Raw genomic sequence first — 13,273 nt, 5'->3', positions numbered from 1 at the left:
GGCGAGCGTGCCGTGCGCGTACGGTTCGATCTCCGCGGTGTCCTCCGCCCCCCGTGCGCCGTTGACCTCGACGGCATCTGTCGCGAGGACGCCCCGGAATTGTCCGTGATCGGTAACAGCCGGATCCCGCGCTCAACCCCGGCCGTCCTGACAGGTGCACGGAACGCGGGTGCACAACAGCACAGGGACACGGCAGGAAACGGGGCGGGGCATGGCGCGGCACACGGGACGGGGCTGGTACGGCAGGATGGTCGCGGCGGCGGTCGGGGTCACGGCGGTGGCGGCCGCCACGTCGGTGTGGACGGCGCAGGCGGGCCAGCCCGGCGGCGGCGCCTCCCGGCCGGGCGCTGCGGCCCGGCACACCGCGCCGGCGGCGGCGCCGGTGTCCGCAGAGATCGTCCACGCCTCGGACGGCGGCGCGCACGCGGTCAACATCACCATCGACGACGGCCCGGACCCGGTGTGGACCCCGCAGGTGCTCCAAGTGCTGCGGGAGAACGGTGTGAAGGCGACGTTCTGCATGATCGGCCCGCAGGCCGCGGCGCACCCGGAACTGGTCCAGCAGGTGGTGGCCGCCGGGCACCGGCTGTGCGACCACACGGTGTCGCACGACACCACGATGGACAAGAAGCCCGAGGCGTACCAGTCGCAGGAGATCCTCGAGGCCGAGCGGCAGATCACCCAGGCGTCGGGTGGCGTACGGCCGATGTACTACCGGGCGCCGGGCGGCGCGTTCACCCCCTACAGCCGGCACCTGGCGGCCTCCCACGGGATGCGCCCGCTCGGCTGGAACGTGGACTCCAAGGACTTCGAGCGGCCGGGCGCCGCCGCCATCGTCGGCACCGTGAAGACCGAGCTGGCCAACGGGCCGACGGTGCTGTTCCACGACGCGGGCGGCGACCGCTCGCAGACCGTCGCCGCGCTGCGCACCCTGCTGCCGTGGCTGAGGCAGCAGGGGTACGCGTTCGGCTTCCCGGTGCGCTGAACGGGCCGCAGCGGCGCACCGTTGCGAGCCGCCTTCTCCGGCGCCGCCTCGCCGGGATCCGGCCACGAGCCGGTGAACCCCGGGGGAAATCTTGGTCACCGAAGTCCCGGAACGACTGTTCGGATCCGGAGGGATGCCTACCATGAGGCCGCTGCGTACGACGTCGTCCCGGAAAGGCTCGCCATGCCGTTGCCTCGCCTCGGCACGCGGTCCGTTCGTCTCCGGACGGCCCCCGCCGTGTTCGTCGTCCTCGCCGTGACCCTCGCGGGCACGCTGCTGGCGTTCTCCCTCGGCGGGACACGGCCCGGACGGGCCGCCGGCCACTCCACCGGGCACATCGTCGTCGACGTGTCGGAGAGCCGCTGCGGCCGCGGCTGGACCCGGCCCGCACCGGGGGTGCACACCTTCGACCTGCACAACACCTCCGACGCCGCCGCCGAGGTCTACCTGGAGGACCCCGGCAGCCAGACGGTGTACGGCGAGGTGGAGGGCATCGGACCCGGTACGACACGCCAGTTGACGGTACGCCTCGGCAAGGGCGCGTACGCGTTCAAGTGCGTGCCGGACGACGCCGACGCCGCGACCGGGCCCACCGTGCGCATCGCCGGCGGGCGGCGCGGGCCGGGCGCCGCGCCGGTCTCGGAGCACGATCTGATCCCGCCCGCCCTCGCCTACCAGAAGTGGGTCGGCGGCGGACTCGGCGAGGCCGTGCGGCTGACGACGCGGCTCCGGGACGCGATCGACCGGGGGGATCTCGCCGCCGCCCGGTCGGCCTGGCTGCCCGCACACCTGCAGTACGAGCGGCTGGGCGCGGCGTACGACGCCTTCGGCGACGCGGACGCGGCGATCAACGGCACCGACGCCGGCCTGCCCGGCGGGGTGCACGACAAGGACTTCGCCGGCTTCCACCGCGTCGAGTACGGGCTGTGGCACGGTGAGTCCGCCGCCGGGCTGCGCGCCCCGGCGGCGGCGCTGGTGAAGGCCCTGACCGGGCTGCGCGACACCTGGTCGCAGGCCCGCATGGACCCCGCCCAACTGGGGCTGCGCGCGCACGAGATCCTGGAGAACACCGTGCAGTTCGAGCTGACCGGCCGCACCGACTACGGCAGCGGCAGCAACCTCGCCACCGCCCGCGCCAATCTGGACGGCACCCGCGAGGTGCTGTCCCGGATCGAGCCGCTGCTGAAGACGCGTTACGCCGGTCTGCCCGAGCTCGACACGGCACTGGACCGCGCCCAGCACACCCTGGACGGGTTCCGCCACAAGGGGTCCTGGACCCCGTTGGACCGCCTCGGCCGCGCCCAGCGGGAGGACGTGAACGCGGTGTTCGGCGACCTGGTGGAGCGGCTGGCGTCGGTGGCGACCCTGTGCGACCCGCGGAGGACCGTGTGAGCGGCACCGAGCGAACCGAGACGACGAACGCGACCGGCACCGGCCGTCCCGAAGGACGGGGCAGGCGCGCCGTCGAGCGGACCGGCGGGCTGGCGCGACGCGGCTTCCTGCGCGGGGCCGCGCTGGCGGGCGCGGGCCTCGCCACGAGCGCCGCCGCCCCCGGCGGCACCACGGCGGACGCCGCTGCCGCCATCGCCCCGTTCCACGGAGTCCATCAGGCCTCCGCGATCGCCGCGCCCCGCCGCAGCTGCGTGTTCGTCGCGCTCGACGTGACCGCCGGGAACCGCGCCGAACTGGCCGACCTGCTGCGCACGCTCACCGACCGGGCCCGCTTCCTCACCTCGGGCGGGACGCCTTCGCCGGTCGGCATCACCGGTCCGCCCGCCGACTCGGGCGTCCTCGGCGACCGGCTGCCGTCCGGCCGGCTGGCCGTCACCGTGGGCGCGGGCGCTTCGCTGTTCGACGACCGGTTCGGGCTGGCCCCGCTCAGACCGCGGCGGCTGACGGCGATGCCCGAGTTCCCCGACGACGACCCGAATCCCGACTGGTGCCATGGCGACCTCAGCCTCCAACTGCACGCGGACGAGCCGGACATCACTCTGCACGCGCTGCGTGACATCGCCCGGCACACCCGGGGTGCCGCGCAGGTCCGCTGGCGGCTGGACGGCTTCTCCAGCCCGCCCCGGCCGTCCGGCACCCCGCGCAACCTGATGGGGTTCAAGGACGGCACCGCGAACCCGGACACCGGCAGCGCCCGTGAGATGAACCGCCTGGTGTGGGTGGGCAAGGGCATGGGCGAGCCGGAGTGGGCGACGGGCGGCAGCTACCAGGTCGTACGGCTGATCCGGATGCTGGTGGAGTTCTGGGACCGGGTCTCGCTCAGCGAGCAGGAGCGGATGTTCGGCCGGGCCCGCTCCTCCGGCGCGCCCCTGGACGGCGACCACGAGTACGACACGCCGAAGTACGCCGACGACCCCAAGGGTGACGTCATCCCGCTGGACGCGCACATCCGGCTCGCCAACCCCCGCACCCCCGCCACCGACGGCCAGCGCCTGCTGCGCCGCGCCTACAACTACGACCGGGGCATGGACGCCAACGGCAACCTGGACATGGGCCTGCTGTTCTGCTGCTACCAGCAGGACGTGAAACGGCAGTTCGAGACCGTGCAGCACCGGCTGCAGGGCGAGCCGCTGACGGACTACATCAGCCCGTTCGGCGGGGGCTACTTCTTCGCGCTGCCCGGCGTGCGGGACGCTCAGGACTGGTACGGGCGCGGCCTTTTCGGCTGAACCTGTCCGGACAACCCGGCCGCCGAACGGGTCAACACACGGTCAAGTTTTGCCCTGGTATCCCTGACTCGGTGTTCACCCGCACGCCATGATGGCTCCGCCGGCACGCCCCGCAACGGGCGCAGCATCCCTGCTCGTACGACGCACAGACGTTCTGTCCGGAGGGGTAACCACCATGGCCAGCAGAGGAAGACGAGCCGCTATGCGGAGCCTGGGAGCGCTCGCGGGAGCCGCGGCGCTCACCGTGCTCGGCAGCAACGCGCCCGGCTGGGCGGCGGCGCCGGCCGCGGCACAGGGCGGGCACTCCTCGACCGCGACGCCGATCAAGCACGTCGTCGTGCTCTTCGACGAGAACATCTCCTTCGACCACTACTTCGCCACGTACCCCAAGGCCGCCAACACCGACGGCACGAAGTTCACGGCGTCGAAGAACACCCCGAAGGACATCGACACCCTCGCGCACGCCGGGCTGCTGAAGAAGAACCCGAACCAGTACGCGCCGAAGCGGCTGTCCCCGTCGCAGGCGATGACCTGCGACCAGAACCACTCGTACGGTCCGGAGCAGTACGCCTACGACGGCGGCAAGGCCGACCAGTTCGTGCAGAACACCGAGGTCGACAAGTGCAGCGGCGGCCTGTTCGGCGAGCCGGGCCTGGTGATGGACTACTACGACGGCAACACCGTCACCGCGCTGTGGAACTACGCCCAGCACTACTCCCTCTCCGACCGCGCCTTCAGCTCGGTCTACGGCCCCTCGACGCCGGGCGCGCTGAACCTGGTCTCCGGCAACACGCACGGCGTGATCTCCGTGGACCCGTCCACCGGCACGGAGAACCCCAAGCAGACCTCCACCCCGGACGCCTACGCGGTCAAGTCCCCGGACGCCAAGGGCGTGGGCACGGTCATCAACGACCCGGACCCCGCCTACGACGACTGCTCGAACAAGGACCACACCAGCAGCAACGCCCTGGCGTCGATGCAGGGCAGGAACATCGGCGACCTGCTCAACGCCAAGAGGGTGACGTGGGGCTGGTTCCAGGGCGGCTTCCGTCCCTCGGCCGCGTGGAACGGCACGTCGGGCTCGTACGCCAAGTGCGACACCGCGCACACCAACGTGGGCGGCGCGTCCGTGGTCGACTACAGCCCGCACCACAACCCGTTCGCGTACTACAAGTCGACGGCGAACCCGCACCACCTGGCGCCGAAGAGCGTCTCGGAGATCGGCCACAACGGCCAGGCCAACCACAACTACGACCTGACCGACTTCTCCGCCGCGCTGAAGTCGGGCAAGCTGCCGGCGGTCAGCTTCCTCAAGGCCGGTGAGTACCAGGACGGCCACGCCGGCTACTCCGACCCGGTCGACGAGCAGCACTTCCTGGTGAACGAGATCAACGCGATCCAGAGCTCGCCGCAGTGGAAGTCCACCGCGATCGTGGTCGCCTACGACGACTCCGACGGCTGGTACGACCACGCCTACGTCGCCCCGAAGAACGGCTCGGCGGACACCTCCCTCGGCTCCAACGGCAAGGCCACCGACAGCCCGGCCTGCCAGAAGGGCCCGAAGGCGGCCGGTGGTTACGCCGACCGCTGCGGTCCCGGCACCCGCCAGCCGCTGCTGGTCATCTCGCCGTACAGCAAGGTCAACAAGGTCGACCACACCCTGACGGACCAGGCGTCCATCACCCGGTTCATCGAGGACAACTGGAAGACCGGCCGCATCGGCGACCACTCCTTCGACGCCACCGCCGGTTCGCTGGCGGGCATGTTCGACTTCCGGCACCCGAACGGCAAGCAGGTGCTGCTGAACGCCGACGGCTCCGTCAGGCGCGTCGGCCCGATCCGGCACGTCGCCCCGGTCTCCACCAGCATCACCCCGGGCCCGGCGATGCAGAACACGGCCGCGACGACCGACGCCTCCGGCTTCCCCGCCCTGCCCGTGGGCCTCGGCGTGGGCGCCCTGCTGGCGGCGGGCGCGACCGGCACGTACCTGACCCTGCGCCGCAAGCAGCAGGCCTGATCCCCCGGTCGCACACCCTCTGACGCGCCCCCGGTCGACGACCGGGGGCGCGTTCGTCTGTCCGGAAGACGCTTCCCGGGGCATGACCGGCGGCGAAATCGGGGTGACCGGCCCCGCACCGGGGTGATGGGATGGCACGGTGCAACAGGAGTTCTCGATCGTCGTGGACCGGAGCAACCACCAGTACGCCCCGACGCCGTGGGAGCAAGAATTGTGGCGCCGCTCGGCCCTGGAGTGGGTGAGGGAGCAGCTCGCCCGCCACGGGCTGCGGGCGGGCGGTGAGTTGCGGGTGCGGCTGCGCCCGTGGTCGGTGCTGGTGCGGGTGCCCGTGGCGGGGTGCGGCGCCGTCTGGTTCAAGGCGAATCCGCCGGCCAGCGCCTTCGAGGGCCCGCTGACCGCGGCGCTGGCCCGCTGGGTGCCGGAGCACGTGCTGCGGCCGCTGGCCGTCGACGCCGAGCGTGCGTGGGTCCTGCTGCCCGACGGCGGGGAGCTGTTCCGGGACGTGCTCGCCCGGGCGCCGGTCGAGCCGCGGACCTGGGAGGAACTGCTGCGCCGGTACGCGGGCATGCAGCGCGCCCTCGTTCCGCGTGCGCGCGAGATCGAGCGGCTGGGGGTGCCCTCCGCCAGGACCCCGGACCTGCCCGAGGCCTACGACCGGCTGCTCGCGAAGGGCGCCGCGCTGCCCCCGGAGGCACGCGTCCGGCTCCAGGCGCTGCGGCCGCGCCTCGCCGACTGGTGCGCCGAACTCGTCTCGCTCGGCGTCGAGGACAGCCTCGACCACGCCGACCTGCACGACGGGCAGCTCTTCCATCCGGCGCCGGACCGGTTCGTCTTCTTCGACTGGGGCGACGCGGCGGTGTCCCACCCGTTCTGCAGCCTGCGCGTCCCCGCCGGCAAGGCATGCGCCCGGTACGGCCCGCAGGTCCTCGGCCGTCTCCTCGACGCCTACCTGGAGCCGTGGACGGGCGACGGGCGCACGCCCGCGGAGCTGCGGCGCGGTGCGCGTCTCGCCTGGCGCCTGGGCGTCCTCGGCCGCGCCGCGTCCTGGGGCCGCACGTTCCCGGACGCGTCGGGCACCAGCCCCGGCGCCGAGCAGAGCGCCGCGTCCCTGCTGGAGATCTTCGACGAGCCGCCCTTCTGACGAAGCCCCCGGGCCGTAGCGGAAACGGCGCCCTGCGCCGGGCGGTCGCCCGCCCGGCGCCGTACGGCGGACACTGGGCGGTATGACTCGCACCCGTGCGCGGCACGCTCCCCCGCCCGGCCGCCGCGCCGTTCTGGCCGCCCTCGCCGGTGCCGCGCTCGGCGCGGCCGGCTGTTCCGGCGGCACGGGTCCGGACGCACGGCCGTCCCGAAGCGCCGCGTCTCCCGCCGGGTCGCCGTCGCCGTCCCCCGCGCTGCCCCGCACCACGCCCTGGCGGCCCACGTCCGCCGAGGTGCAGCCGGCGGCGAAACTGCGGGCCGTGCAGGTGGTGGAGGCGATCGGCGCCTGGCCCGAGGGGCGCGGCGGCGCGGCGGCGGCGCGGGCCAGGGTCGCCGCGCTGGGGCAGCCGGCGGGGCTCGTCGGACAGGCCGGGCCGCTGCTTCCGGCCGCGGATCAGGCGGCGTTGCAGGTCGTGGACGCACAGTACGGCGGGATCCTGTCCCGGTCGGCCAGCGTGCTGGTGGTGTGCCGGCAGTGGACCCGGCGCGGCGGCAGGGTCGGCGCCGGCGGGACGACGGTCGACGTGCGGCTGTCCCGGTCGGGATCCGGCTGGACGGTCGACGCCCTCCGTCCGGCGCACCCCGGACCGGCCGCCCGGTCGCTGCCGCCGGACGTCCGCGGTGTGCTGTCCGACGACCGGATCGCGCTGCCGCCCGCCGCCCTGGCGGATCTGCGCAGCGGGCAGGTGCACACCAGCGTGGCGAAGGCGATGCTCGCGCTGGCGCGGACGTACCGGCTGGACGTGAGCGTCGTCCGCTCCGGGCACCCGCTGGACGTGTTCGGCACCAGCAGACCCAGCGACCATCCGCGCGGCCGGGCCTTCGACGTGTGGCGGATCGACGGTCACGCGGTCGTCGACCCGGCGACGCCGCGCGCTCTGATCGAGCGGTTCATGCGGGACGCGGCGGCCGCGGGGTCGTACAACGTGGGCGGCCCGGTGCAGCTCACGGGCGGTGGCGCCGGTCGGTTCTTCAGCGACGCCACCCATCACGACCACGTGCACGTCGGATTCCGCACCTGAGGGCGCACGGCCGGATGTCACCCGTTCGGCCCAGCCCGCCGCCCCGGAAGGGCCGTGCCGGCGCGGCCTCCCGGCCGGTGCCCGGCGTGCCGCACGGGTTGCGCGGGCCGAGCGGGGGCCGGGACGCTGGGGCTGACACGGACCCGGGAGGTGAAGTGGTCACGGCACACGGCACCACGCCTCCGGACGGCCTCGGCCGCCGGTGTTTCCTCACCCTGTGCGCGGGCGTCGGCCTCGGCACGGCCGCCGCCTGCACGGCGGCACCGCCGCACCCGCACGCCACGACGGCCCCCGGCGCACGGCTGAGGCCCGAGGCCGAGCGGGACGCTCCGGGCACCGCGGACTGGCGTCTGGCGTCCACCGGCCCGCCGCAGGCCGTGGCCGGGTACGCGGACCGGGTGAGCGTGGCCCCGGGCGAGCGGTTCGGGCTGCACGTGTCGACCACCGCCGCGTCGTTCCGGGTGTCCGCGTTCCGGGTCGGCTGGTACGGCGGCGCGCAGGCCCGCCGCGTCTGGACGTCCGAGCGCATACCCGGCCGCGCCCGGCCGGCCCCGCGCGTGCTGTCCGCCACCCGCACCGTGCGCGCCGACTGGCCCGAGACGCTGCCGGTCGACACCTCGGGCTGGGCGGAGGGCGCCTATCTGCTGCGTCTGGAGGCGGACACCGGCCACCAGCGGTACGTTCCGCTGATCGTCCGCTCCACCGACGGCACGGGCCGTACGGTCCTGATGCACGCCCCCGCCACCTGGCAGGCGTACAACCGCTGGGGCGGCAGCAGCCTCTACAACGGCGCGTCCGGGGCGTACGCGACCCGCTCCCTCGCGGTGAGCTTCGACCGCCCCTACGACGGCGAGGGCGCCGGGAAGTTCCAGGTGTACGAGTGGGCGCTGGTGGTGCTGGCCGAGCGCCTCGGCATCCCGCTGGCCTACACGACCGGCATGGACGTGCACCGCGACCCCGGGGTGCTGCGCGGCGCGCACGCCGTCGTGTGCCTGGGGCACGACGAGTACTGGACGCCGCAGCAGCGGGCCCATGTGACCGCCGCCCGGGACGCCGGCACGAACATCGCGTTCCTCGGCGCCAACACCTGTTTCCGCCGGGTCCGGCTGGAGGCGGGGGACGCCGCGGACGACCGTACGGTGGTCTGCTACAAGACCGACTACCGCGCCGACCCCTGCTACGGCACTCACCCGGCCCTGGTCACCACCGACTACCGGCTGCCGCCCGCCCCGGATCCCGAGTCGTCCCTGACCGGCGTGCTCTACGAGGGCTATCCGGTCGACGCGCCCTACGTGGTCCGGTCCGCCGGCCACTGGCTGTACGAGGGCACCGGCGCCCGCTCCGGCGACGCCTTCGCGCATCTCGTCGGCGTGGAGTACGACCGGATCACGCCCGGCGCCCCCACGCCCGGTGAGCTGGAGATCATCGCGCACTCTCCGCTGGTGTGCGGCGGGCGGCCCAGCCACAGCGACTCGGCGTACTACACGGCGGCGAGCGGCGCCGGGGTGTTCGCGACCGGCACCATGCGCTGGGTGGAGGCGCTGGTGGCCGGGACGGGCATGTTCGGGCGCGACCACGGCATGGACGCCCGTACCCGGGCCTTCGTCACCCGCACCACGGAGAACCTGCTGCGGACGTTCGCGCGGGGTCCCGCGGCGCGGCACGCCCCGCCCACGCGCGCCAACGTCCGCGAGGTGTACGGCGCCTGAGGTCAGGGCAACGGGGTACCGCCGGTCGCGTTGAGGATCTCGGCGGTGATGTAGCTCGCCTGCGGGGACGCCAAGTAGACGTAGGCGGGGGCGAGTTCGGCGGGCTGGGCCGGGCGGCCGAGCGGCGCCTGCTTCCCGAACTCCTGTGTGTCCGGCAGCGTCGAGGGGATCAGCGGCGTCCACACCGGTCCCGGCGCCACCGCGTTGACCCGGATGCCCCGCTCGGCGAGCATCTGCGCGAGTCCCTGGGTGAAGGTGACGATCGCGCCCTTGGTCGTCGCGTAGTCCAGCAGGTGCGGGCTCGGCTTGTAGGCCTGCACGGAGGTGGAGTTGATGATGCAGCCGCCGGCCGGGATGTGCGGCAGGGCGAACTTGGTGAGCCAGAACATGCCGTACAGGTTCGTCCGCACGACCCGGTCGAACTGCTCGGTGCTGATCGCCTCGATGCCGTCGGGCTGGGACATCTGGTAGGCGGCGTTGTTCACGAGGACGTCGATGCGGCCGAACTCGGCGACCGCCCGCTCGATCAGCGCCCGGCAGTTGTCCTCCTCGCGGATGTCGCAGGAGACGGCGACCGCCTTGCGCCCGGCGCCCTCCACGAGCCGGGACGTCTCGCGGGCGTCTTCCTCCTCGTCGGCGAGGTGGGTGAACAGCACATCGGCGCCTTCACGGGCGAAGGCCAGCGCCACCGCCCGGCCGATCCCGGAGTCACCGCCCGTGATCACGGTCTTCCGGCCGTCCAGCCGGCCCGCGCCGCGGTAGGAGTCCTCGCCGTGGTCGGGCGGCGGGTCCATCGGGCCGGTCCAGCCCGGATGCGGCTGGTCCTGGGACGGGAACTCGGGACGCGGGTGCTGTGTGACCGGGTTCGGCCGGTCACCGGGCTGGTCCGTCACGGCGGCCTCCTGTGTCTCGGGGGGACGGGACGGCGACCGGGTTCCCGGATCACTCGGGCCGAAAAGCCTGTTCAGTCCGGCCCCGCGGGCCGTCCTGCCGACCGCATGTACTCCCTGCGGGCGTTGTTGTAGATCCGCAGCAGGTGCTTGGCCACGGGGCAGGCGGCGCCGTCGGCGTGGCACTGGCGGCATGTGCGCATGTGCTGCTCGTAGGTGAGGCGCGCGTTCTCCAGCGCGTCGTCGACAGAGGACATCGGCATTCTCCGGGCACGGACGCGTCCAGGGACACGCCAAGTTGACTGACTGGTACACCCGGAACAAAGGTGATCACATTACTGCCGGTAGCGGGAAACCCGCGCTCCCGGACCACGACGAGACCGATCGGCCCGCCCCTCGCGACACTCCGCCCCTTCGGCATCTACGATCGTTGGCGGCATCGCGTGCCGGTCACCGGCCGGGTGAGGCATGGAGGTGCCGGGACATGCCCTGGAGGCATTCCTTTGTCCGTCGAGTTGAACCACACCATCGTCCACGCCCGGGACAACCGGGAGTCCGCCGCGTTCCTCAGCGAACTGCTCGGCCTGGAGATCGCCGGGGAGTGGGGCCCGTTCGTCGCGGTCTCCCTCGGCAACGGAGTCACGCTGGACTTCGCCAGCGTCCCCGAGGACCGGATCACCCCGCAGCACTACGCCTTCCTCGTCTCCGAGGAGGTGTTCGACGCCGCGTACGCGAAGATCGTCGAGCGCGGCATGGACCACTGGGCCGACCCGCACCGCAAACAGCCCGGCGCGATCAACCACAACGACGGCGGCCGCGGCGTCTACTTCCTGGATCCGGTGGGCCACGCCATGGAGCTGATCACCGTCCCCTACGGCGGGTGGCCCGCGTAGGCGCCGCGCCTCACCTGCCGAACGCCTCCTTCCGGATGACGTCCAGCATGCGCGGGATGCCCTCCGTGGTGCGTACGTCGAGGAAGGCGCGCGGATGCCCCTCGGTGACGGCCTCGCGCACCAGCGCGTGCGCGAGGTCGGCCCGGGACGTGAACCGTCCGGGCAGCCGGCCGGGGTGCAGCCGGTAGTCGCTGACCTGGCCGGAGTCGAAGAGCCCCGCGGGCCTCAGCACGGTCCAGTCGAGACCGCCGGCGCGCACGATCTCCTCCATGCGGCGCATGTCGTCGTAGACCGTGCGCCCGACCACCCGCACGAAGAAGGGCTCCATCACCTTCCGGAACAGGAACCCCTCACCGGGCGCCGGCACGTCGAACAGCACGGTGGAGGTCACGCAGACCACGCGCCGCAGGCCGTGCCGGGTCATGGCCCGGCTGATGTGGGTGAGGCCGGTCGAGTACACGGTGACCGGGGCCCGGCCGTAGGGGACGCCGAGCGTGGAGATCACCGCGTCGTGACCGGCCACGACACGGTCGACGGCCGCCGCGTCCAGGACGTCGGCCGCCGCCACCCGCAGGCGCGGGTGGGTCAGCGGGAAGACGTCGGGGTGCCGGGTCACGGCCGTGACGGTGTGACCGGCGGCGGTCGCCTGCTCGGTGACCTTCCGTCCGGTCGGCCCGCCCGCGCCGAAGACGACGAGTCGCATGGGCTGCTCCTTCGCTGCGTGGTGTCTCCGCCGGACCGAGAGGGCCGGGGCGGCGGCGGGTGTGACAGCGCGGGCGCCGGAAGTGAGGTACGGCACACACCGGCCCCTCGGTGTCACACTTCCGGGGCTTCGGGCCCTCTGGGTGGGCAGACGTCGTGAGGAGAGGCCATGGCCGACAACCGGGCGCCCGCGGGGACGGACGCCGCCACGCGGGCGTTCCTCGACCACCGCGAGCTGCTGTTCGCGGTGGCGTACGGCATGCTGGGCACCGTCGCCGACACCGAGGACGTGCTGCAGGAGACCTGGCTGTCCTGGGCGGAGCGGTCGGGCGCCGGGGACGCGGGGCGGGCGGCGCGGATCGAGCATCCGCGGGCGTATCTGGTGCGGATCGCCGTGCGGCACGCACTCGCGCGGCGCGAGCGGATCGCCCGGCGGCGTGAGACGTACGTCGGGCCGTGGCTGCCGGAGCCCCTGCTCACGGACGGACCCCCGGGACCGGCTTCGGGCGAGGACGCGTCCGAGGGCGCGGCGCGCGCCGAGGCGGTGTCCCTGGCGATGCTGGTCGTGCTGGAGACCCTGACACCGCTGGAGCGCGCGGTGTTCGTGCTGCACGAGGTGTTCGGCTACGCCCACACGGAGATCGCGGACGTCCTCGGCCGCAGCCCGGCCGCCGTACGGCAGCTCGCGCACCGCGCCCGGTCCCGGGTGCGGGCCCGGCGGCCCCGCTACCGGGCGCATCCCCGGGTCCGGCGGCAGGCGACGGAACGGTTCGTGGCCGCCGCGCTGGGCGGTGATCTCGGGGCGCTGCTGGAGATCCTGGCGCCACAGGCCGCGCTCTGGACGGACGGTGGCGGAAAGGCGCAGGCGGCGCCGCGCCCGATCCGCGGCCGGGAGAAGGTGGCACGTGCGCTGACCGGCTATGCCGGGCGCTCGGCGGCGGGGCTGGAGTTCCGGCACCGGGACGTCAACGGGGACGCTGCCGTGGTGGTGTTCGAGGACGGTTCGCCGCACGCGGTGATGGTCCTGGACCTCGACCCGGACGGCGAGCGGGTCAGCGACGTCTACCTCGTCATGAACCCGGACAAGCTCACCACGCTGGAACCCGGCGAACCACCGTTCCAGGGCGCGCAGGAGCGGGACGCCGGTGGAACGGCGTCCCGCCCGTGAACGGCG

Annotated in this window: 12 protein-coding genes; 9 read left to right on the top strand and 3 right to left on the bottom strand. The window is 73.6% G+C overall.

Annotated features, from left to right (window positions below):
• Positions 1-211 precede the first annotated feature (211 nt).
• The 7 genes from ACGFZN_RS02010 to ACGFZN_RS01980 all read left to right on the top strand — a co-directional run bounded on the left by ACGFZN_RS02010 (position 212) and on the right by ACGFZN_RS01980 (position 9,614).
• The gene (locus ACGFZN_RS02010; RefSeq protein ID WP_393856502.1) at positions 212-985 is read left to right on the top strand and encodes a polysaccharide deacetylase family protein; all 774 of its coding nucleotides are present in this window, start codon (positions 212-214) and stop codon (positions 983-985) included.
• Positions 986-1,168: 183 nt separating this feature from the next.
• Positions 1,169-2,377 carry an EfeM/EfeO family lipoprotein gene (locus ACGFZN_RS02005; protein ID WP_393856501.1) on the top strand — a complete coding sequence of 403 codons (1,209 nt, stop codon included), beginning with the start codon at positions 1,169-1,171 and terminating at the stop codon, positions 2,375-2,377.
• Positions 2,374-3,666 carry an iron uptake transporter deferrochelatase/peroxidase subunit gene (gene efeB / locus ACGFZN_RS02000; protein ID WP_393856500.1) on the top strand — a complete coding sequence of 431 codons (1,293 nt, stop codon included), beginning with the start codon at positions 2,374-2,376 and terminating at the stop codon, positions 3,664-3,666. The genes ACGFZN_RS02005 and efeB overlap by 4 nt, the downstream gene beginning before the upstream one ends.
• Before the next feature lie 202 nt (positions 3,667-3,868).
• Entirely contained in the window at positions 3,869-5,683 is a 1,815-nt protein-coding gene (locus ACGFZN_RS01995) for a phospholipase C (RefSeq protein ID WP_393856499.1), read from the top strand.
• A 139-nt stretch (positions 5,684-5,822) separates the two neighbouring features.
• Complete coding sequence (locus ACGFZN_RS01990; RefSeq protein ID WP_393856498.1) at positions 5,823-6,824, top strand: phosphotransferase; 1,002 nt, start codon at positions 5,823-5,825, stop codon at positions 6,822-6,824.
• An 82-nt stretch (positions 6,825-6,906) separates the two neighbouring features.
• Complete coding sequence (locus ACGFZN_RS01985; RefSeq protein ID WP_393856497.1) at positions 6,907-7,905, top strand: hypothetical protein; 999 nt, start codon at positions 6,907-6,909, stop codon at positions 7,903-7,905.
• A 14-nt stretch (positions 7,906-7,919) separates the two neighbouring features.
• On the top strand, positions 7,920-9,614 hold the full coding sequence (locus ACGFZN_RS01980; RefSeq protein WP_393856496.1) for a N,N-dimethylformamidase beta subunit family domain-containing protein: 1,695 nt from the start codon (positions 7,920-7,922) through the stop codon (positions 9,612-9,614).
• 2 nt (positions 9,615-9,616) lie between these two features.
• Here ACGFZN_RS01980 and ACGFZN_RS01975 read toward each other — a convergent pair whose 3' ends face one another.
• Positions 9,617-10,507 (bottom strand): SDR family oxidoreductase, encoded by an 891-nt coding sequence (locus tag ACGFZN_RS01975; RefSeq protein WP_393856495.1) that lies wholly within the window; start codon positions 10,505-10,507, stop codon positions 9,617-9,619.
• 71 nt (positions 10,508-10,578) lie between these two features.
• A complete protein-coding gene (locus ACGFZN_RS01970) occupies positions 10,579-10,761 on the bottom strand; it encodes a hypothetical protein (protein ID WP_393856494.1) in 183 nt (60 codons plus the stop codon).
• A 246-nt stretch (positions 10,762-11,007) separates the two neighbouring features.
• Between ACGFZN_RS01970 and ACGFZN_RS01965 the strand changes: the two genes are divergently transcribed.
• The gene (locus tag ACGFZN_RS01965) at positions 11,008-11,397 is read left to right on the top strand and encodes a VOC family protein (protein WP_393856493.1); all 390 of its coding nucleotides are present in this window, start codon (positions 11,008-11,010) and stop codon (positions 11,395-11,397) included.
• 10 nt (positions 11,398-11,407) lie between these two features.
• On the opposite strand, the gene ACGFZN_RS01960 is transcribed toward ACGFZN_RS01965, so the two are convergent.
• Positions 11,408-12,100 (bottom strand): NAD(P)-dependent oxidoreductase, encoded by a 693-nt coding sequence (locus ACGFZN_RS01960; protein ID WP_393856492.1) that lies wholly within the window; start codon positions 12,098-12,100, stop codon positions 11,408-11,410.
• Between the two features lie 168 nt (positions 12,101-12,268).
• Here ACGFZN_RS01960 and sigJ point away from each other — a divergent pair, with 168 nt between their 5' ends.
• On the top strand, positions 12,269-13,267 hold the full coding sequence (gene sigJ, locus ACGFZN_RS01955) for an RNA polymerase sigma factor SigJ (RefSeq protein WP_393856491.1): 999 nt from the start codon (positions 12,269-12,271) through the stop codon (positions 13,265-13,267).
• Positions 13,268-13,273: the final 6 nt, after the last annotated feature.

Origin of the sequence: Streptomyces sp. NPDC048192 (genome assembly GCF_043202415.1) — a bacterium.
GTDB lineage: Bacteria > Actinomycetota > Actinomycetes > Streptomycetales > Streptomycetaceae > Streptomyces.
Note: the sequence above shows the minus strand (reverse complement) of the source record. Positions and strands in the feature narration are given on the sequence as shown.

Coding starts and splice junctions, on each gene's coding strand:
- ACGFZN_RS02010 (WP_393856502.1), top strand. CDS start 212: ATGGCGCGGCACACGGGACGGGGCTGGTACGGCAGGATGGTCGCGGCG.
- ACGFZN_RS02005 (WP_393856501.1), top strand. CDS start 1,169: ATGCCGTTGCCTCGCCTCGGCACGCGGTCCGTTCGTCTCCGGACGGCC.
- ACGFZN_RS01995 (WP_393856499.1), top strand. CDS start 3,869: ATGCGGAGCCTGGGAGCGCTCGCGGGAGCCGCGGCGCTCACCGTGCTC.
- ACGFZN_RS01985 (WP_393856497.1), top strand. CDS start 6,907: ATGACTCGCACCCGTGCGCGGCACGCTCCCCCGCCCGGCCGCCGCGCC.
- ACGFZN_RS01980 (WP_393856496.1), top strand. CDS start 7,920: ATGTCACCCGTTCGGCCCAGCCCGCCGCCCCGGAAGGGCCGTGCCGGC.
- ACGFZN_RS01970 (WP_393856494.1), bottom strand. CDS start 10,761: ATGTCCTCTGTCGACGACGCGCTGGAGAACGCGCGCCTCACCTACGAG.
- ACGFZN_RS01960 (WP_393856492.1), bottom strand. CDS start 12,100: ATGCGACTCGTCGTCTTCGGCGCGGGCGGGCCGACCGGACGGAAGGTC.
- sigJ (WP_393856491.1), top strand. CDS start 12,269: ATGGCCGACAACCGGGCGCCCGCGGGGACGGACGCCGCCACGCGGGCG.